Annotated in this window: 17 protein-coding genes; 4 read left to right on the forward strand and 13 right to left on the reverse strand. The window is 34.5% G+C overall.

The features are described from left to right. Positions 1–44: 44 nt before the first annotated feature. The gene (gene ung, locus V7Z48_RS03895; protein ID WP_334112085.1) at positions 45–716 is read right to left on the reverse strand and encodes a uracil-DNA glycosylase; all 672 of its coding nucleotides are present in this window, start codon (positions 714–716) and stop codon (positions 45–47) included. Between the two features lie 108 nt (positions 717–824). Here ung and V7Z48_RS03900 point away from each other — a divergent pair, with 108 nt between their 5' ends. Together V7Z48_RS03900 and V7Z48_RS03905 are read left to right on the forward strand one after the other, a co-directional pair. Further along, positions 825–2990 (forward strand): endonuclease MutS2, encoded by a 2166-nt coding sequence (locus tag V7Z48_RS03900; RefSeq protein ID WP_334112086.1) that lies wholly within the window; start codon positions 825–827, stop codon positions 2988–2990. 1 nt (position 2991) lies between these two features. Then, positions 2992–3408, forward strand: coding sequence for a thiol-disulfide oxidoreductase DCC family protein (locus V7Z48_RS03905; protein WP_334112087.1), 417 nt, complete (start codon positions 2992–2994; stop codon positions 3406–3408). 275 nt (positions 3409–3683) lie between these two features. Here V7Z48_RS03905 and V7Z48_RS03910 read toward each other — a convergent pair whose 3' ends face one another. From V7Z48_RS03910 to aroC, 6 genes are all read right to left on the reverse strand, one after another. Then, positions 3684–4844, reverse strand: coding sequence for a flavohemoglobin expression-modulating QEGLA motif protein (locus V7Z48_RS03910; RefSeq protein ID WP_334112088.1), 1161 nt, complete (start codon positions 4842–4844; stop codon positions 3684–3686). 5 nt (positions 4845–4849) lie between these two features. Continuing rightward, the gene (locus V7Z48_RS03915) at positions 4850–5680 is read right to left on the reverse strand and encodes an N-formylglutamate amidohydrolase (RefSeq protein ID WP_334112140.1); all 831 of its coding nucleotides are present in this window, start codon (positions 5678–5680) and stop codon (positions 4850–4852) included. Positions 5681–5683: 3 nt separating this feature from the next. Continuing rightward, positions 5684–6004, reverse strand: coding sequence for a hypothetical protein (locus tag V7Z48_RS03920; RefSeq protein ID WP_334112089.1), 321 nt, complete (start codon positions 6002–6004; stop codon positions 5684–5686). A gap of 12 nt (positions 6005–6016) precedes the next feature. Continuing rightward, positions 6017–7054: a glutathione synthase gene (gshB, locus tag V7Z48_RS03925; protein WP_334112090.1), complete on the reverse strand. Its 1038-nt coding sequence runs from the start codon at positions 7052–7054 to the stop codon at positions 6017–6019. A 54-nt stretch (positions 7055–7108) separates the two neighbouring features. After that, positions 7109–8554: a dicarboxylate/amino acid:cation symporter gene (locus tag V7Z48_RS03930; protein WP_334112091.1), complete on the reverse strand. Its 1446-nt coding sequence runs from the start codon at positions 8552–8554 to the stop codon at positions 7109–7111. Between the two features lie 84 nt (positions 8555–8638). Continuing rightward, positions 8639–9709 (reverse strand): chorismate synthase, encoded by a 1071-nt coding sequence (gene aroC / locus V7Z48_RS03935; RefSeq protein WP_334112092.1) that lies wholly within the window; start codon positions 9707–9709, stop codon positions 8639–8641. Positions 9710–9889: 180 nt separating this feature from the next. Here aroC and V7Z48_RS03940 point away from each other — a divergent pair, with 180 nt between their 5' ends. Continuing rightward, the gene (locus tag V7Z48_RS03940; protein WP_334112093.1) at positions 9890–10750 is read left to right on the forward strand and encodes a UDP-2,3-diacylglucosamine diphosphatase; all 861 of its coding nucleotides are present in this window, start codon (positions 9890–9892) and stop codon (positions 10748–10750) included. On the opposite strand, the gene V7Z48_RS03945 is transcribed toward V7Z48_RS03940, so the two are convergent. Further along, positions 10742–13657 carry an FAD-binding and (Fe-S)-binding domain-containing protein gene (locus tag V7Z48_RS03945; protein WP_334112094.1) on the reverse strand — a complete coding sequence of 972 codons (2916 nt, stop codon included), beginning with the start codon at positions 13655–13657 and terminating at the stop codon, positions 10742–10744. The two genes, V7Z48_RS03940 and V7Z48_RS03945, sit on opposite strands and share 9 nt — an antisense overlap. A 131-nt stretch (positions 13658–13788) precedes the next feature. On the opposite strand from V7Z48_RS03945, the gene V7Z48_RS03950 reads away from it, so the two are divergent. After that, the gene (locus V7Z48_RS03950; RefSeq protein WP_334112095.1) at positions 13789–14265 is read left to right on the forward strand and encodes a hypothetical protein; all 477 of its coding nucleotides are present in this window, start codon (positions 13789–13791) and stop codon (positions 14263–14265) included. Between the two features lie 48 nt (positions 14266–14313). On the opposite strand, the gene bshA is transcribed toward V7Z48_RS03950, so the two are convergent. The 5 genes from bshA to V7Z48_RS03975 form a co-directional block, all read right to left on the reverse strand. Next, positions 14314–15453: an N-acetyl-alpha-D-glucosaminyl L-malate synthase BshA gene (bshA, locus tag V7Z48_RS03955; protein WP_334112096.1), complete on the reverse strand. Its 1140-nt coding sequence runs from the start codon at positions 15451–15453 to the stop codon at positions 14314–14316. Positions 15454–15467: 14 nt separating this feature from the next. Next, the gene (locus V7Z48_RS03960) at positions 15468–18383 is read right to left on the reverse strand and encodes a glycoside hydrolase family 3 N-terminal domain-containing protein (protein ID WP_442954707.1); all 2916 of its coding nucleotides are present in this window, start codon (positions 18381–18383) and stop codon (positions 15468–15470) included. Positions 18384–18491: 108 nt separating this feature from the next. Continuing rightward, positions 18492–18977 carry an ABC transporter ATPase gene (locus tag V7Z48_RS03965; RefSeq protein ID WP_334112097.1) on the reverse strand — a complete coding sequence of 162 codons (486 nt, stop codon included), beginning with the start codon at positions 18975–18977 and terminating at the stop codon, positions 18492–18494. A 161-nt stretch (positions 18978–19138) separates the two neighbouring features. Beyond that, positions 19139–20623 (reverse strand): PH domain-containing protein, encoded by a 1485-nt coding sequence (locus V7Z48_RS03970; RefSeq protein WP_334112098.1) that lies wholly within the window; start codon positions 20621–20623, stop codon positions 19139–19141. Then, positions 20610–21125: a PH domain-containing protein gene (locus tag V7Z48_RS03975; RefSeq protein ID WP_334112099.1), complete on the reverse strand. Its 516-nt coding sequence runs from the start codon at positions 21123–21125 to the stop codon at positions 20610–20612. The genes V7Z48_RS03970 and V7Z48_RS03975 overlap by 14 nt, the downstream gene beginning before the upstream one ends. Positions 21126–21401 lie beyond the last annotated feature (276 nt).

A 21401-nucleotide genomic window follows, 5' to 3' on the forward strand; every position in this document is an offset into this window, starting at 1 on the left:
ATCAGTTTCAAAACCCCCAAAAGTTTTATTTTCAGAAAATCGTGTTACAACGACCAATCAATCTTATCAAGAGCAGCTTGCTCCAACAGGGAGTTAGTCTTACTAAAATGCTTATTGCCAAACCATAACCCTCTATTAGCACTTAATGGCGAAGGATGCCCCGAGGTTAAGATGTGATGGTTATTCACTTCAATTAAAGTCGCTTTTCGCTTAGCAAAATTCCCCCAGAGTAAAAAAACAATATTCTTTTTGTGTTCGCTTATCAATTTAATAACGGTATCGGTAAATTGCTCCCAACCTTTATTTTGATGACTTCCGGCGGCACTACTTCGCACCGTTAAAGTTGCGTTTAAAAGCAATACACCTTGTTTGGCCCAAGGTTCCAAATTTCCGGATTTCGGATATGGAACATGTAGATCGCTCTCCAATTCTTTAAATATGTTTATCAAAGACGGTGGATGCGCGATGCCATCGTTTACAGAAAAACACAATCCGTTTGCTTGTCCCGCGCCGTGATAGGGATCTTGACCTATAATAACGACTTTAAGATTATCAAATTCACATTGTTCAAATGCATTGAAAATATGCGTCCCCTTCGGAAAGCAAGTATGATATTGGTATTCAGTTTTTACAAATTCTACAAGCTGCAGAAAATACGGTTTGGTAAATTCGTCTTTGATATAGGGTTGCCACGATACATTGATGTTGACCTTCATATTGTTCTTAAAATTCAAAAATAATAATACTGTTAACACAATTACTAATTACAACATGAATTTATGTTCTATTGCCTAAATTTGTAAAAAAATGCTTTTTATTAAACCATGATTAACATCCATTCAAAAACGCTTGAAGACATTGAGTTTCATACCGTACTCAATCAAGTTTCCGAGTATAGTATAACATCTTTAGGTAAGGCAGAAGTTTTAGGTATTGAACCTATTTCCGATATAAATTTATTAGAGCAATCACTACTTCTCACGAACGAATATCTAGCTTCATTTGCCAATGATAATCGCATTCCAAACCACGGGTTTGAACCAATTTCTCACGAAATAAAACTCTTAAATATTGAAAACTCATTTTTAGAAACCCAGAGTTTTAGAAAAATATCGGCCATTTCAGAAACATCAAATACCTTAATTAAATTCCTTGAAAAATTTAAAGACTACTACCCTAACCTTTTTGAATTTTCTCAAAGTGTTGAAGTTACAAAGGAAATTATAACCGAAATTGACGCGATTATAGATAAATACGGTGATGTGAAGGACCGTGCCTCGGATACCCTATATCAATTGCGTCGCGCTGCCAATAGCATTAAAGGAAAAATTAATCAGAGTTTTAATGTAGCGCTTACTACAAGCAATGCCAGTGATTATTTAGATGAAATAAAAGAAAGTGTGGTTGACAACCGTCGTGTTTTAGCCGTGAAATCTATGCATCGTCGCAAAGTGAAAGGCAGTATTATGGGCAATAGCAAAACGGGAAGCATTGTTTACATCGAACCTGAAGCAACTTTTAGATATACAAGAGAACTTCAAAATTTGGAGTATGACATTAAAGAAGAAATAGAGCGGATTTTAAAACAATTAACCAATTTTTTAAGACCGTTTATTGCACTTCTTAAGGATTATCAAACTTTTCTAACAAGTATCGATACAATTTATAGCAAGGCTAAATATGCTAATAGTATCAATGCTGTTTTGCCAGAACGCAATCAGCATATGGAATTGTCGCTTATAGATGCCTATCACCCTTTATTGTTAGTTTCTAATAAAAAGCAAAATCAAAAAACCTATCCACAATCTATTAAGCTACATGAAGAAAATAGAATTATTGTAATTTCTGGACCAAATGCTGGTGGTAAAAGCATTACTTTAAAAACGGTTGGTTTGTTGCAGGTGATGCTTCAAAGTGGTTTACTTATTCCGGTGCATGAACGTAGTAACGTTTGTTTTTTTGAAAGAATTCTCACGGACATAGGCGATAACCAATCTATTGAAAATCATTTGAGTACTTATAGTTACCGACTCAAACAAATGAATTATTTTTTGAAAAAATGCAACGACAAAACCTTGTTTTTAATTGACGAATTTGGCACGGGAAGCGACCCAGAACTAGGTGGCGCTTTGGCTGAAACTTTTTTAGAAGAGTTTTACCATCGCAATGCCTACGGAATTATCACAACCCACTATTCCAATCTAAAAGTACTAGCGAATGAATTGCCTGCCATGTTGAATGCCAATATGATGTTTGACGAGAAAAGTCTGGAGCCCATTTACAAGCTCGCCTTAGGTCAAGCTGGCAGTTCTTTCACTTTTGAAGTGGCTCAAAAAAACGGGATTCCTTTTAGTTTGGTAAATCGTGCCAAAAAGAAAATCGAGCGCGGTAAAGTGCGTTTTGATGCCACCATAGCCAAGCTTCAGAAAGAACGCAGTAAGCTTGAAAAAACTGAGCAATCTCTCAAGGAAAACGAACGAAAAAAGCAAATTGAAGCCGATAAGCTGGAGGAAACTAATATAAAGATTCAAAAAAAATTGGAGAGTTACCAAGAACTTTATGACAGCAACCAACGGCTCATTTATCTTGGTCAAAAATTTAATGATATTGCAGATAAGTTTTTTAACAACAAACGCAAACGCGAATTGATGGACGATTTGTTTAAATTGGTTCAAGTTGAAAATTCAAAGCGAGAAAAAATTTCTGTCAAACAACGGCAAGTACAAAAGGATAAAGAAACCATTGTTAAACGTGAAGCGGAACAAAAGGTAGACCTTATACGCAAACAGAAAAAAGAGGCTAAAATTAAATTAGCAAATAAACCAGAGCCACCAAAACCTGTTTTAAAAGTAGGCGATCGTGTACGTATGCATGACGGAAAAGCGGTTGGCAGCATAGACACTATTGAAAAAAATAAGGCTATAGTAAATTATGGTATGTTTACAACCAATGTAAATCTTGAATTATTAGAACTAGTGGTAAAAAGTTAGAATGGCATATATTCCAAAACATAAAAATCTTATATTATTTGACGGTGTTTGCAACCTCTGTAATAACAGTGTGCAGTTTGTAATTAAACGCGATAAAAAGAATAAGTTTCTTTTCACGGCCTTACAAGGAGAAACGGCCACAGCTGTTTTAAAAGAATTTAGAATTGACAACAGTAAAATAGACTCCATCATATTGTATGAGCCAGCTAGAGGTGTTTCTTTAAAATCAACTGCCGCTTTGAAAATTGCGTCCAAAATGGGTTTTCCTATAAATTTATTGGCTGTGTTTTTAATTGTTCCAGCGTTTATTCGAAATTGGGTGTATGATTATATAGCGAAAAATCGTTACCAATGGTATGGCAAACAAGACAATTGTATGATACCTACCCCGGAATTAAAAGAAAAGTTTCTTCCATAAAAAAAGCCCTCGAGTAAAGGGCTTTTTCTAATTTAACAACTAACTTAAAAACTAATTTAACCTATTCAAAATAAAAATTTGTTGAAATATTATTGAGGGAATAATATTGATTAATAGCACATTATATTGATATTGTAAATGTACTTCAAGTGTTTAATTTGAAAGCAAGATTCTCGATATATGGCGCTAAATAATTGTTGAATAAAATCCTTATGCAGAATTCTTCTATAAAATGCACTCATTAATGGGTTGTATAACAACTTAATGTAACTATTTTATTTCAAGCTTTTCAAAATAAACTCCAAATTATTGTTGGCGTTATCATTTGTAAAATAAGCATCGGTATAATGTTTAGGCTTAATAGCTAGACCTAGGGTTTGTAGTTTCTTGATAGTTTCCAAATATTCTATTGAAGACTTGCCTGTTAGTAATAATCCCAAATCACCACCATTTTTGGCATAATTATATACAGTAGTTAAACCAGATAAATATAAGTGGTCTTTGGTAAAACCGCCACCGCGATGCACCCGAAGCGTAATGCCAAAAGCCTTATCTTTATTTAGCTTATGCTGACTATAAAGCAAATCGAAAGTATCAGCGAAAGTAAATCCTTTGTGTAAACTGTCAACAGCAATTACGCGGTACGACAATTCTTTTAATCGTTCAATGGTTAAGCAACCGCTCATAAATTCGGAATAGACTGCTAAGCCTTCTTGCGTTTCTACATTATTCGGAAAGCCGTTCGCAAATATTTTTAAAGGCTGCTCAAAAGCATTAAAGGTTGTTACTAAGTGAACACCAATTTCATGATTGGCCAAAACCTTGAGTTGGTTTTTGCTAAACTTATGATTTTTTCGTAATACCAGCATTTTTGAATTACTCAATACCATAGCGGCGGCTGATAGGTTATTTGATAATTTTACCGTGTAATTGAAATCGTATCGCTCGGAAAAATCCTCAAAATAAGCCTTTGCATCGTACACATTATATAGAGGCAGTAAATCTTCATCAAATTCAGAATCACTAAAGCGCAGTATAAAATTAGCGTTGTCAATACTGCGTTGGGTTGGCGAACCAAAGCTTTTTAAGCTGTTGTAATAAAATTTTCGTCCTTGGCCAATGGTTTGAATGCACTCAACTAAACCAGAATATTCGTAAATAATGTCTTCGTAAAGCTGTTTAATGTCTTCATCCTGAATGCGCTCAAGTCGCTGCGAAAAAAACAATCGGTGTAATTTGTACCCATTGAATTTGATTTTCGGGTATTTAAGTTTTGGTTCGTAGGTATATTTTGAACTGAAAAATTGCTTTTTTTCGCTTTCAATATTTTGCGGATTGATATAATTAAGCAATTCAATATTTTTAACCAATCGGTTGAGATTGGCATCGATTTCAAATAAGTGTTGAAATTCGTCGGTAGTTTTTATTTGAGACATTTTATTTAATTACTAAAAGCCTTTATAAATTCTTTGGCGTGTTTTGGAATTCTATTTTTCAGTTCATTTCGCACAGCGGCTACAACTTCTGGATAAATAATTTGTTGGTATTCATCACAATACACTTTTGCGATTTCGGTTGCCAAAACTAAGGTATTTTCAAAATTAAAACTTATATGTTTTAAAAAATATCCATTGCCACAAAAGGTGTCGTTAATTTTAGCCGTCTGTTGAATATTATTTGGTAGTTTAATTTCGGATAGACTTTTCCGCCATAATTCAACTTGATTGCCAAATTTATCGTTGTTGATATTTGTGGTACCTAAATTCCATGTTGGCACTTCCCTATCCCAACGTTGCCAATTATAACTGTGCATATCATATACTACGCAATGTTTGAACTGGTGTTCTAATTGGTTTAATAGTGCATCCACTACATTGTAGAAATTTTGATGTTTTGTAATACTTCGTTGTTTTTGTTCTTTAGATAGCGGTGTTTTCCAAAGTTGTTTTCCCCATGCTGTAATAAAAACCGCTTCTTCAGGTGTTCTATTTAAATCGTATTCAAATCGTGAATCCATAGAAGCCAACACAATTGGTTGGGTATCTATCATGCGTTTGGTTTCGGGGTCTTCTTCGTACCAACGATCGTATTCGGTGTGCAAACAAGCTTCCCACAGTTCTTTTCTAAACTGATGGCCATCATGAATGGCAGCACATAAGTAAGGAACGTAAGTATCAATTTTTAAAGTGAAGCTATAATCGTTAGATACTGCATAAAAAGTTTTAGCTTTATCAATTTTGGAAATAATTTCGTCAACAGATAGTTTTTGCATCATCTATTTTAAAATTTTTTTCAAAAACAACATCATGTTGCGCTCAAGAATATTATAATCGTGATCAGCTTGAAACATCTGTTTGATTTCAAGCAGTAATGTATCAATTTGTTTAGAAGTAAAATTGTAATGATCTAATCCTTTTTGAATTTTCTCTAAGCATTGATAATCATTATCTGACTTAAATTCGTCATGAATCTTCTGGAAAGTTTGCATGTTTACCTTTGAAATGATCGCATTGCGTTCCTCATTCGATTCATTAAAATCTGAATGCGCCGCAAATAGAAGTATATAAGCTATTAACTCGTTTTTTGTCCAATGCATGATTAAGAATTTTTAAGCGTCTTCAACAGTTTTTCTCAGTCTGGCACGACGGTCGAATTTTTGAAGCTTGTCCAGAACTTTGCTTTCAACAAAATCTATAACACGTTCTTCAACTTTCACCTTTGGTTTATAAACCTTATTAATATAAGTTATACCGCCCGGTGACATCACATTTACTTCAACTAATTTACCTCCAATAACGTCGATACCCACAAAGTATAAACCGTCTTTCACTAATTTAGGACCTATTTGTTTACATAAGTCCTTCTCTTCCTTAGATAAAACGTGTTTGGCAATGCTTCCGCCAGCCGATACATTTGACCTATGATCATCATTGCCTGGAATACGTCGCATAGCACCAATCGGTTCGCCGTTTAGAAGAAGAATTCGAACATCTCCTTGATCGGCACCTTCAATATAATCTTGTAAAATGACGTAGTTGGAAGAGCCATCAGAATTTGAGATATAAAAATCTAGTAGCGAATTGATATTACTCATCGCCGATTTCTCAATTAAAATTACACCTGAACCACCATAGCCATTAAGTGGTTTCAGAATCATTTTGTCTGCTTTAGAATCTCTAATTTGCTTGATCAGATACTTTTTGTTTTTGGAGACATGAGTATTCGGAATAATATTGCTGTGTGCATCGCCAAAAGCAGCGGTATATAGCTTGTTATTGGCTTCACGCATACCTTCCAAGGAGTTTACAATAAATACATCGTCTTTTACAGAATCTAAAAAATTAAGCATAATAGGATCTAACGGTGGATTGGCTCTAAAGAAAATAGCATCAAAACCAGCCAATGGTAGCATTTCTTCGCGCAGAGTAACTTTATTATAGAATGTTTTTAGTCCGCTTGGCACCTTATCCATTCTTGTGATAACATTACAAAATGCATTGGTAACACTATCTCTAATCGTAAGATTGGCAGGCGTACACATGGCAACACCATGATCACGTCTAACACATTCTTTAATAAGTGCTAAACTGGTATCATTTTCTGCATCGATTGTGTCCCAAGGATACATTATAAAACAAATATTCATCTGATTAATTTTAATTCGTTTAAATATAAAATAAATATGTTAACAATGAAGAATTTAAGAGTCTAAATCGAACGTTTCGGTAGGATTTTTAGAGGGGTCATAATCCATCATATTTTCACCATCGGCAATAATAGAACAAACAGTAGCATCACCAGTAACATTAACTACCGTTCTAAACATATCCAAAATTCTATCTACAGGAAAGATTATGGCAATCCAAGCTGGATTTAAACCAACAGAATCTAAAACTATTATTAACATAACCAGTCCGGCACTTGGCACCGCGGCGGATCCAATAGACGCCAAAGTAGCCGTTAAAACTACGGTTAATTGCTGACCTAGAGTTAAATCAATCATGTGCATTTGAGCCAAAAACACAACCGCAATGGCTTGGTACAAACTCGTACCATCCATGTTTACTGTCGCGCCTATAGGCAGAACAAAACTGCTGATTTTTTTGCTTACGCCTAGGTTATTTTCAACACATTCCATTGTAACTGGTAATGTTGCCGCACTGCTGGAAGTTGAAAATGCTAAGGTTTGTGCAGGGCTCATTGCTTTGAAGAAGCCGGCATAGGGAATTTTCTTCACGAAGGTTTTAAGTATAAGTGGGTAAACGGCAAAAATCATTAGCAACAATCCTCCTAAAACAGTTAGTGAATACCAACTTAATCCTTTAAATATTTCTATAACTTTACCTACATCATTACCTGCCATTTTGCTGACAACTCCGGCCAATAAGGCAAAAACAAAAAATGGTGCAGCCTGCATGACTAAATCAACCATCTTTAAAAAGACTTCATTTATGCCATCTACCAAATTTAACACCGGTTGCGACTTTTGATCTGGTATAAAAAGCAAACAGACCCCGAAAAATATTGCAAAGAATATAATTTGAAGCATTAAACCATTGTTAGACAAAGAATAAAAAAAGTTGTCAGGAACAATATCTACCAAAGGTTGTAGTGGCGTTACATCTTTGCGTTTGGTTGCCGTATCTAATTTTTCGGAAATGGAAGCTTCCTTTAATTCGCTTTTGGTGAGTTTCGAAATTTCTTGAGCCCGCTCAAAAAAGTCAGGATCTTGAAGGTAGTTAATACCATCTTTCACCTCATATCCTTGCGAGGATGCCCATATTTCGTAACTAATCCTATTGTCTATTCGGCTTTGCTCATCTATTAATTTTCCAGGTTTTATAATGTTTACAAGTAGCAGTCCTAATCCGATAGCCATTACGGTTGTCAGTAAATAAATCAGCAAAGTTTTACCTCCCATTCTCCCCAAACTAGAAGGATCGCCAATATTGGCCACACCACTAATAATGGAAAATAAAACCAACGGTACGGCAATCAGTTTAAGTAAATTGATGAAAATCGTACCAAACGGATCAATCCAGTTGATGGTAAAGGCGCTCCAACCTAAGGAACTTGAGACTAAGGCCCAAATAATACCCAAAACCATTCCGATGATAATCTTCCAGTGTAATGCTAGTTTTTTCATAAGCCATATATTCCTGCGAAGGCAGGAATCTCGTAATTATTTATTTAGTTTTATAAATTGGTAGATTTATCTCAAATAGAAACACTACCAAACCTTAGACTCCTGCCTGCGCAAGAGTGTGTAATCTGCTATCACCAATGCCGCCATAGCCTCAACAATGGGCACCGCTCTGGGAACCACACAAGGATCGTGACGCCCTTTGCCCTGCATTTCAACAATATTTCCGTTAGCGTCTAAGGCATCTTGTTTTTGAATAACCGTAGCAACAGGTTTAAAAGCTACTTTAAAATAAATATCCATGCCATTACTAATACCACCTTGAATTCCTCCTGAATTGTTAGTTTTCGTACTTCCATCGTTATTAAACAAATCGTTGTGTTCACTACCTTTCATTTTGGTTCCGTGAAATCCACTGCCGTATTCAAAACCTTTAACAGCATTAATTGACAACATGGCTTTGCCTAATTCGGCATGTAATTTGTCAAAAACTGGTTCGCCTAAACCAACGGGAACATTTTGAATAACACAACTTACCGTGCCACCGATGGTATCGCCCTCTTTTCTTATAGCTTTGATTTTATCTTTCATTTGCTGGGCCAATTCGGCATCTGGACAACGCACGTCATTGTTTTCAATTTCCTCAAAATTGAGATCTTGATAAGGTTTTAACAATTCAATATCTCCCACAGAACTTGTATAGGCCGTAATTTTAATATCCTTTAATAATTGTTTGGCAATAGCTCCAGCTACTACTCTACTGGCAGTTTCTCTGGCTGAGCTGCGACCGCCTCCGCGGTAATCGCGAACTCCATATTTTTGATCGTAGGTGTAATCGGCGTGGCTCGGCCTGTAAACATCTTTTATATGGGAATAGTCTTTAGATTTTTGATTGGTATTTGTAATTTGAAATGCGATGGGGGTACCTGTGGTAACGCCTTCAAATATTCCTGATAAAAATTCGACTTCGTCAGGCTCTTTGCGTTGGGTAACAATTTCAGATTGACCTGGTTTACGACGGTTGAGTTCATATTGAATTTTTTCTAAATCGATGACTATCCCTGACGGACAACCATCAATAATACCACCAATTGAAGTACCGTGCGACTCACCAAAAGTGGTAAGTGTATATAATTTTCCATAGGAATTTCCTGCCATTTCTTAGAATTTAATGCTAAAGTAAATGTATTATCACAGAAACAAAAATTGAAATCATAATTCTATTTCATAAATAGAATTTTTAGATAACATAAACTTAACGCATTACTCACAATATCTTAATTAACAATTAATCATTAAGTAATCTAAGCATCTGTTATTTGTAATAAATTTTTTACATTGTCCTTTAATCTAAAACGAAAAGTTGAAATTGCTGTAATTTCCGATGTACATCTTGGTACTTATGGTTGTCAGGCGAAACATCTACTTACCTACCTCAATAGCATTGAGCCTAAAAAATTGGTACTGAACGGTGATATTGTAGACATTTGGCAATTCAGCAAACGCTACTTCCCAAAATCACATTTACGTGTGATAAAAAAAATCATCGATATGGCTGCCGATGGTACTGAAGTAATTTATATTACTGGGAATCACGATGAAATGTTACGAAAATTTAGCGACACTACCATTGGTAATATTTCAATAGTTGATAAGGTTGTACTTGAATTAGATAATAAAAAGAAAGCATGGATTTTCCATGGTGATGTTTTTGATCTCTCTATCCAAAACGCCAAATGGCTTGCAAAACTTGGTGGTTACGGTTACGATTTATTAATCCTTATGAATAGCCTGGTTAATTGGTGCCTAGAAAAATTAGGTCGCGAACGCTATTCTTTGTCTAAAAAAATTAAAAACAGCGTAAAATCGGCTATTAAATACATCAGTGATTTTGAAAATGTAGCAGCCGATTTAGCTATTGATAAAGGTTACGACTATGTAATTTGCGGGCACATTCATCAGCCTAAAATGTTGGTTAAAGAAAACAAAAATGGTTCAACAATTTATATGAACTCTGGTGATTGGATAGAAAACTTTACAGCCTTAGAATATCAGTTTAAACGTTGGAAAATTTACAACTACAACAGCGATAAATTGCTGCCATTCTATGCCGACGAAGAATTTAAAGAAATGGAAGTTAAAGATTTAATAGCGGCCATTACTATTTTTAATCCTTCCAACCCTAAAAAATCAGACTAACGCCTCTCTTAAAATAGTAGCGGGATGCACAGCTACTTTGCCGGTGCCATCTAAAATTTGATGTCTGCAACTCGTGCCATTAGCGGCAATTATAGTGTCTTCTGAAGCTTTTCTAACTGCAGGAAATAACGTTTGCTCGCCAATTTGCATACTAATTTTATAGTGTTCTTTTTCATAACCAAAGCTGCCGGCCATACCACAACAACCACTTGGTATAATAGTAACCTTGTAATTCGCGGGTAAATTAAGTATTTGAAAAGTTGACAGTTGGTTGGCAATAGCCTTTTGGTAACAATGGGTATGAATTTTTATTGTTTTGGACTCTTGATGAAATTGCTCCGACTTAATGTTACCCAATTCTATTTCCTTTTGAATAAACTCCTCAACTAAAAAGGCGTTTTTTGCGATTTTTTGAGCAGATACTTTATCGTCCACTAATCTGAGATAATCGTCTCTAAAACTTAAAATCGACGAAGGTTCAATTCCTATTAATGGTTTGGTTTCCGTTATTATATCTTTAAAGATTGAAACGTTTTTATTAGCCAATTTTTTTGCTTGTTCAAGTAAACCTTTAGATAGCATTGCACGACCAGATTCGGCATTTGAAACTATTTTTACTTGATAATTTAGTCTTAATAGTAGCTCAATAACATCGCTGCCAATGTCGCCATCTAGATAATTTGTAAACTCATCATTAAATAGAAATACAGTTTTAATAAATTTTATATTATTCTGTATTTCAATATTTTGATATATTTTATTTAAACTTTTACTTGAAACTAACGGCAAGCTCCTTTCAGAGGCAATTCCGCTGAATTTTTTTATAATACTTGAACTAGTTCTATTTGATAAAATGAAGTTTGAGACACTTGGCGCTTTACTTAAATATTTATTGATGGCATTGTTATAAGCAAACAATTTAGCTCTAAAGGGTACACCATTTTCTTTTTGATATTGATATTGGAACTCGGCTTTTAATGCTGCCACATCCACACTACTTGGGCATTCACTGGCGCAAGCTTTACAACTTAAGCATAAATCGAAAACTTCTTTAAGTGCCTCGTTGTTAAATCTATTTGTTTCGGTGGAATGGGTTAGAATTTCTCTCAAGGCATTGGCACGTGCCCGAGTGCTGTCCTTTTCATTACGGGGCGCACGGTAACTAGGACACATAGTACCGCCAAATTCAGGGAGTTTCCTGCAATCACCACTACCATTGCACTTCTCTGCTTCGCGAAGAATACCTTGCGAATTATCAAAGCTAAGAAGCGTCTTAATTTCGGGGTGCTTTATTTCGGATGAATACCTTAAGTTAATATCCATTGGAATTGGATCTACAATTTTACCTGGATTAAAAATGTTATTCGGGTCGAATGCAGTTTTAACGGCTTTAAGAATTTTGTAATTGGACTCACCAATCATTAATGGGATAAATTCTGATCTTACAATTCCATCGCCATGTTCACCACTCATCGAACCTTGATATTTTTTAACTAATTTGGCAACATCAGTTGTGATTTTTCGGAATAATTGAACATCTTTTTTCTCTTTCAAATTTAGAATAGGACGTAAATGCAACTCTCCGGCACCAGCATGGGCATAATAAACGGCATTTTGATTATACGTCGCCATTAGTGCTGTAAATTCACGAATGTAACCAGCTAAATCCTCAACTGCCACCGCTGTATCTTCAATACAAGCAACAGTTTTATTATCACCAATTATGTTGCCGAGTAAACCTAAACCTGCTTTGCGCAATTCAAAAGCGCTATCAATGGCTTCACCCATTAATACAGGAAAAGCATAGCAAATATTGAGATTCTTAACGCTATTTAAAAAATTGTTAATTTGAATGTTTAAATCTTCTTTAGAAGATGATCTTAGCTCACAAAGTAAAATAGCTTTCGGGTTACCTTCAATAAAGAATCTGTTTTCTTGTTGGGCTTTGTTGTGAATGGTAAGATTTAAAATGGTGTCATCCATCATTTCACAACTGTATAAGTCGTGCTGCATAACCGTGGTTACCGCATTCATACAGTCTTCTATACTCTTAAAATGCAAAGCGATAATTGCTTGCTCAATTGGTGGTAAGTCATCTAGTTTTAGAGTTATTTGCGTTGTAAAAGCCAAAGTACCTTCGCTACCACTGAGCAATTCACACATATTAAAAGGTTTGAAAGAACTTTGATCAAACTCCTGGCAATCGATAAGTTGGTCTATAGCATAGCCCGTATTGCGCCGGTGAATTTGAGCTTTGGGAAAATTATCTTTGATTTGATTTTGTACTTCTTTGGAATGCAGTTGTTGATAAATAGTACGGTAAATTTCACCTTCCAAGGTTGGTAGATGTCGTTTATTTTGAAATGCGTCTGAGGTCAATGCTTCGAAAATCACTTCAGAACCATCACTTAAAATGGTTTCAAGTTTTATTACTTTATCTCTGGTAACGCCATACTTTATAGAAGTTGTTCCTGAAGAATTATTTCCAACCATACCCCCAATCATGCAGCGATTAGAGGTTGATGTGTTGGGGCCAAAAAATAGGCCGTGCGGTTTTAAAAAAATATTTAGTACATCTCTAACCACACCAGGTTCTACAGTTACTGTTTTTTCTATTAAATCAAAATGAACTATCTTATTAAAATATTTAGAAACATCTACAATAATACCCTCACCAACGCACTGACCTGACAAAGATGTTCCAGCTGTTCTGGGGATTAATGACGTATTGTTATTATTTGCAAAATTGATTAGAATCTGAATGTCCTTTTTATTCTTGGGATAGGCAATTGCTAGCGGTAACTGTCTGTAAACAGAGGCATCTGTAGCATAAATTGCTTTAAATAATTCATCAAAAAATAGTTCACCTTCTAGCTGTAATTTTAACTGGTTAAGGTTTATTCTCATGCAAAATGATATTTTAATTTTGTACGCTTTAAAGATATTAATTTACTGGCACTATAATTGACTTATATATAATAGAAACGCATTACAGTGCGTTAAATTAACTATGCTAACTTAATTTTTAAATTTACATTATGAAAAAACTAATTTTATTGAGCCTAATTGTAATTGGGTTTTCTTTTTCTGCAAATTCACAGGAAATTGCTGATAATGCTCTAGGTTTGAGACTTGGTGGCGGTAACGGCTTTGGTACTGAGGTATCTTATCAACGTGCCTTAGGTGGAAATAACAGATTGGAACTTGATCTTGGCTGGAGAAGTGGAAATGATTTCGACGGTTTTAAGCTTATTGGCCTATACCAATGGGTTTGGGCGATTGAAGGAAATTTCAATTGGTATGCTGGTGTTGGTGGCGGTTTAGGATCATATGACAATGATCGCAACGATAATAATAGTGAAACTTTTGCAGTTGCCGCTGGTAATATAGGTATTGAATACAATTTCGATATACCATTAATGATTTCATTAGATTTTAGACCTGAACTTGGTTTTGGAAATTTTAATGACGACGTAAACTTTGATATTGCCTTAGGGGTAAGATATCAATTTTAGGCTGTACATTCTTATGAGTAAAAGCCTGCATGAATTTGCAGGCTTTTTTTATTTTAAAGATTTTACTTTGCCAAGCGCTTTTCCATAAACACGTTCATACATTGGAACTATTTGATGTATGTCAAATTGCTGAGCTTGAATTATGGCATTTTGCTTGAATTTTTCTAAATTTTTAAGATCACTTAAAATTTTCAAAGCGTTGTTACTCATATCTTCTACATCATTTACATTGCTTAAAAAACCTGAAAACTTATGCTTATTAACCTCAGGTAAACCACCTGTATTAGTTGAAATAACTGGAACACCAGAAGCCATTGCTTCTAAAGCAGCCAAACCAAAACTCTCGCTTCTTGATGGTAATAGGAACAGATCACTGAAACAAAGAATTTTATCAATCTCGTTACTATTACCTAGAAAAATAACTCGGTCGCTGATACCTAACTTATCACAAAGATTTTCAGCCTTTTCTTTCTCTGGACCTTCGCCTACCATCATTAATTTCGCAGGCAATACTTTTTGAATATTATTAAATATTTTAATAACGTCAGGTATTTGTTTTACTTCTCTAAAATTACTGATGTGCGTTATGATGCGTTCATGATCTTCTGCCATTAAACCGCGCTGACAATCTGTATAAACGTGTTTGTGTTTTTCTAAATCGATAAAATTCGGAATCACATCAATGTCGTTTTTTATATCGAAAATTCTCAGCGTATGGGCTTTTAAATCATCTGAAACTGAGGTGACAGCATCGGATTTATTAATGCTGAATGTCACAGCGGGTTTGTAAAATGGATGACTTCCAACCAAGGTTATATCGGTGCCATGTAATGTGGTAACAATGGGTAATTGAATACCTTCTTCTTTAAGCATTTGTTTGGCCATATAGGCTGCATAGGCATGCGGTATGGCATAATGCACGTGTAATAATTCAATTCCATGTAATTTCACCATATCCACTATCTTACTCGATAAAGCCAATTCATAAGGCTGGTAATGAAATAAGGGATATTCAGGAACGTGAACTTCGTGAAAATGCACATTCTTGTTTAATAAGTCTAGACGTACTGGTAAATTATAGGTAATAAAATGAATTTCGTGACCTTTTTTTGAAAGTTCCAAACCTAACTCAGTTGCCACAACACCACTACCGCCAAAGGTTGGATAACATACAATACCTACCCGCATTTTAATTTTTTTAATTATTTAATTATCGCATCGTAAATATACTGTTGAATATTGGTTCTTATGTTTTCTTTTAACAGTAAATTGGTTGTTGCTTTAGGATAGGTTCTATTGGCCATAAAAATATAAACTATTTCCTCATCTGGATCCGCCCAAGCGTAAGTACCTGTAAATCCAGAATGACCAAAACTTGTCATTGACAAACATCCACAGGTTGGACCAGCATCGCCAAGTTGTGGCTTGTCGAATCCAATACCGCGTCGGTTATTATTAATGCAAAAATGACATTTGTTAAATTCGTCCATCGTTTCAGGTGTAAAGTACCTTCTCCCACCGTAAAAGCCCTTTTGTAAATACATCTGCATAATTTTTGCCATATCATTGGCATTGCTAAATACACCAGCATGACCGCCAACGCCATTCTGCATTGCAGCACCCATATCGTGAACATAACCATGAACAGTTTGGTATCGATAATAGTCGTCTTCTTCGGTTGGTAAAATCATGCTTTTGCTAAATTTTTCGGTTGGGTTATAAGTGGTAAAATTAGCACCTAAAGGTCGATAAAAACGATCCTGAATAACAACTGCCATAGATTTTTCGTAATGTTTTTCTAAATATTTTTTCAGAATAAAATATGGTAAGTCGCTATATCGGTATTGAACCCTGCCTAATAAATCGGTATTTCTAACAATATCATATATGGTATCTTGATAATCACCACGCATAAATAGATCTTGACTTATTTCAACATTAAAAACATCATCCTTTTGATTTCTGTAATACTTCTGTGAAGGTTTCTTATTGGCATCGAGAGTAGCCGTGTAAAAAGGAATCCAAGGTTTTAATTGCGCAAAATGCGATAACATTGTTTTCAATGTTATATTGGCCTTATTGGTGCCTTTGTATTCAGGAAGTAATTCTGAAATTTTTGTGTCTAGAGTTATAATTCCCTCTTCATGTAATTCCATGATGAGCGGTACCGTTGCCATTATTTTGGTTAATGAAGCGATATCAAATAAATCCGAATCTTTTACAGGGATTTTATTATTATAGGTATGAAAGCCAAAACTTTTATTGTAAAACACTTTGCCTTTACGGGCAACTACTATTTGAATTCCAGGCGTTGTGCCTTTCGCAATTGCTACTCTTGCTAATGAATCAATTTTATGTAATTTTTTAGAATCCATCCCAACACTTTCTGCCAAACCGTAACTTAAACTACTTAAGGCATTATATTGAAAACCAATACCCATAGGAAACTGGATTCCGCTGCTCACTGGCAAGGTGCCTTTTGCCGGGATAGCACCAAAAATAAGTTGTGCTGATTTTTCTTGTGCTATTTTACTATTTTGATAACTTACCACAATACTTTCAATATTTTCAGTAGTTTTTAGGTCCAATAAGCTGTAAGGATTAGAAAACACATTAAGAATAACGTTATTAGTACGCGAAATTTCATACAACCAAACCAATTCTCGGTCTGTAAATTTATAACTGCGCCAAGGATTATCGCTAGTTTTATGTAGACTTATAATAACTATATTGTAGTTTTTAAGCTGAAGAAGAAGTTCATCTAACTTATCTGCTTTTATTTCGTGAATTTTTGTGTATTTTTTTAAGGTTTCCAAAAATGGGGTTCCATCATCATTACCAAATTTTATATAGGCGATTTTTTTTGTTTCCAATTGACGAATGGGTAGATTCTGATTGGTGTTTTTTACAACAGTGATGGCGTTCTCCATCAACTTTTCATAAAGTAAGTCGTCTTCTATTCGGTTTAAATCACCAATCAAATTTTTGGTATCTACTGGTTTGTAGTCATTTAAACCTAGTTTATATTTAGAACTCAAAATCTTTTTAACTGAATGCGCTAGTCGTTCTTCGGTAAATAATTTATTATTTAAAGCCTCGGCTATTTTAGTGACTGCTAATTTCACGTTTTCTGAAATCAATAAAACGTCATTTCCTGCCAAAAACGCTGCCAAATCAATATCTCCCGGAGCGCTAAAATTAGAAGCGCCTTTCATATTAAGGGCATCGGTAAAAATCAACCCCTCAAATCCTAAGGTATCTTTAAGAATGTTGGTGACAATATGTTTCGATATAGATGATGGATAACCCGAACGCGCTTCCAAAGCCGGCACATTTAAATGTGCTACCATAACACTCGACAAGCCTTCTTTTATAAGTTTTCTATAGGGATACAGCTCAACAGAATCGATACGTTGTGCACTAAAATTTATAGTTGGTAAGGTTTTATGTGAATCGGTATCAGTATCGCCATGACCAGGAAAATGTTTGGCATTGGCCATAACTCCAGCGCCTTGCATACCTTTCATAAAGGCTAAAGACTGCTTGGTGATTCTATCGCGATCTTCACCAAAAGATCGGTTTCCTATAATAGGATTATTTGGATTGGTATTGATATCAACCACCGGAGCAAAATTGAAATGTACACCTAAACGTTTACAGTGTTCTCCAATATGTTTTCCAGTTTGTTCTATTAAGGCATCGTCTTTAATGGCTCCTAAGGTCATATTCCATGGAAAGGCGTAAGTTGAATCTAAACGCATGCTCAAACCCCATTCGGCATCCATACCAACTAATAAGGGAATTTTTGAAGCCGCTTGCAATTCATTATTGAGTTTTGCCTGACGCATTGGTCCGCCTTTTGAAAAAATAACGCCACCAATATGCTGTTCTTTTATTTGCTTTAAAATTTCAGATTTATGCGATTCATTCTTATCAGAAAAGACTTGAACCATGAATAGTTGGCCAATTTTTTCTTCTAAGGTCATAGATTTATATGTGCTATCTACCCAAGTCCTTTGCGCTTCAATATCTTTTGCAAACAATGGATTGTTTTGACTAAAGGCGATAATTGAAAAGAAAAAAGTTATAAATAAAATAAGGGGTTTATGATTTATCACTGTATAAATGGCTTTTGATGAATTAACTAATAATACTTGCAAATTAGTATAAATGAGAGTTATTAATATGACATTTATGATAGATTTATAAAGAACTTCATCAACAAACTACTTGATAAAACGGTTATGCCAACTCTCCTTGGCTGGCACTTCCCAACTGTCGTTAAACTCTGCAATATTGTTTACTAAATTATTAAACACAATGGTGTTTGGACCAACAGCTTTATCTTTTGCCATTTGCCTAAAATCGATTAACGATTTGTAAGCCACAAATTCACCTTGTTTATACGACACATTCATTTTATCTAATAAATCTACTTGATAGTCTTGTTCTAATTGTTGTATAAATTTAATGGATGCATCGATTGAACAACCAGTTGCTTTATTGAAGTTTTGGTTTAAACCAATAACTATAAATCTTTTATATTTAATAGTATAGCCCGAATGCAAGTCACTGCCATGCGCAGTCCATTGGGTGATGAAATCATTCAGTTTGAGCGATATTTCTTCAATCTCTTGTTCATTAAATGATCGGTTGGCTTGGTAAATCCAAACTCGTGATGTTTCTGGAAGGGAACTAAATTCTACTAACATATAGGATGGTTTTATACTATTATTAAATTAATCAAAAGTCGTGCTATAAAAAATATCCTGACAAAAATTGTGAACTCATTAAACAAATAATTTTGACCCTGCCACCGTCAATATCGAATGGTAACATGCCGGCCTAAATCCAATATACATACCTGCAGAAACTACATCCAATTTTTACCACTCGTTTCAACTCTGTAAATCAAATAATTTAATATTGCTTTGGCGCGCTCTTGTTCAATATAGGAAATTGAAATCTTTCCTGATGCAGTATAAACAAGCACACTAGCCACTTTACGCCGTTTCATAAATATGGACTGCCTCATTTCAACCGACTGGATTTTATGGTGTTGAACGATCTCAGTTTTGGTTTCAATAAATCCGCTACCCACTACTAAATATTGGTCGTCAATACTATAAAAAGCCTTTCTGTATGAAATTTTTAAAAAGGCTAATACGATTAAAGCTCCTAAAATGTTCACGAACCATAAATTAAGGAATTCAGCGAAATACACTAGTAAGTTTAAAATCAACAAAATGATAACACTTCTGATTGCTTTAACTCGCACGAAGTAAAATGTTGGTTTAAATTGATCGGCAATCGTGGAATAGCTCGTGTAAATTTTATTGACCAAATACCAGAGCTGGGTTTTATCTAAGGCAATAATAGAAAGGTTCTGTGCCTTTTTTTTATCAATCATAGCTTGCTTTACCTCCAATGTATTCAATCCAAAATACCGCTTTAGTCGGTTGTTGGTGATGATAACTTTTTGAATTCTGCTTGGTGAAAGGTTGAGCGAAATTTTGTTGAGTAAACCTTTGGATATTTCTATTGTTTTGTCGTGTTCAATCACTTGTAAATTGAAGTTGACAACAAGTGTTTTTAGCAGCGAAAAGAAAAAAGCTAACAACAGAAAAACTATCAGAATTAAAATATTAAATAGAATGATGGAAAAAACAGCTGCGGATTGCGTCTCTATATTGTCAATAAATTCATTTTCTATTTCCAAATCGTTAAAAAGGTCTTTAAACTGAAAATAAATACCTGATATAAAGGCTAAAATAATAGCCAGACTTTTTAGGTGGTTTTGCCCGATGCCTTCCAAAAGTAATTTTTTTGCTGATACTTTGTAGTAAACACGAGATTCTGGAATGCTTTCAAAGGTTTCGGAAATCTCAGATAACAATGCTTTTTTTAATGCCAAAGCCATAGGTCTGCTGAGTGCTTTTATCTCGATTTCGGATTGGTCATCGCCAGCCGTTTCTATTGAAAATGAAACCACGTTAATAAATTGTTGCAGTAAATTTTGTTTTATGTGAATGTTCTGAATTTTAGAATTTGGTATTAAAATGCTTTCTTTATTAAGAATTCCTTTGTCCAGATGAAAGCCTTCTGAAGACACATAAAATTTAAAATACCAATACTTTAAAATTGAAAATACTAGAAAGAACAGCAGTAAGGCCAATAAGTATAAAATAAGCTGAACTGCACTCAACCCCAAAATACTACCTTTCCTTACAATTCCAACGCCGATTACAATAAAGAGCGCAAAACTTTGCCTTAAAAATTTAAATAATTGAAACCCAAAAATTATAACAATTCCTTTAACAGATTGTCTTATTGGCGTTGAAAAATCAAAGTTGGTCATTGATCTTTGTAGTTAAAAACGCATTAATTTTTTGTGCAGTTTCTTTAGATAAGCCACTTATAAACAAATCGCTACCTGTGGCACCAGCGGTGTAAATTTTAAGGGTAGATAGTTGTAGTTTTCGTTCTAAAAAGCTACAGGAAATCTCGGTGTGTTGAATTCTAACAAAAGGTACGGTTGTAAAAGAATTCAGCAATAAACCCTCGGTGTATATGATATCGTGTTCACGCAATGCGTAACGCCGTTTAGGAAAACTCAAAAACGTATATATACAACTAATAACAAGAAGTGCTATCAAAGTCGCGATGGCTGTCCAGAAATAAAACATCCAACCTTCGAAATTGGTTATAAAACCGATAGTGATTACTGCAATTAAAGGAAACAAAAACCCAAGTAATCTATTAAATAATAAGATATACAAATACGAACGTTCAACCTTTTCTAAATTGAGGTTATCAATATTTGGTATCGAAAGGGCATCTATTTGTGGATTGTTAAACATAGGTGTTGTTAAAAATTTTTTACTCAACAAAAGTTTACTTGCAAAGCAATTGTCATGTTATGAATTGAAAATATGAGATTTTCAATTCTTTTTAGCTGTCAATTTCCTTTTTGAGAGAAAGAAGAATACAAATCCCATTACAAATAAAAAAATAAGATATTTAATATTTAAAAATTTAAAATCTTCATAAATTAAATAATCAAAAAACATTAGAACTATGGTTGCGACTAATCCAGTGATAATTTCAGACAACAGGGATTTTTTAATAATATCTTT

This window comes from Paucihalobacter sp., from assembly GCF_036825875.1.
Lineage (GTDB): Bacteria > Bacteroidota > Bacteroidia > Flavobacteriales > Flavobacteriaceae > Paucihalobacter.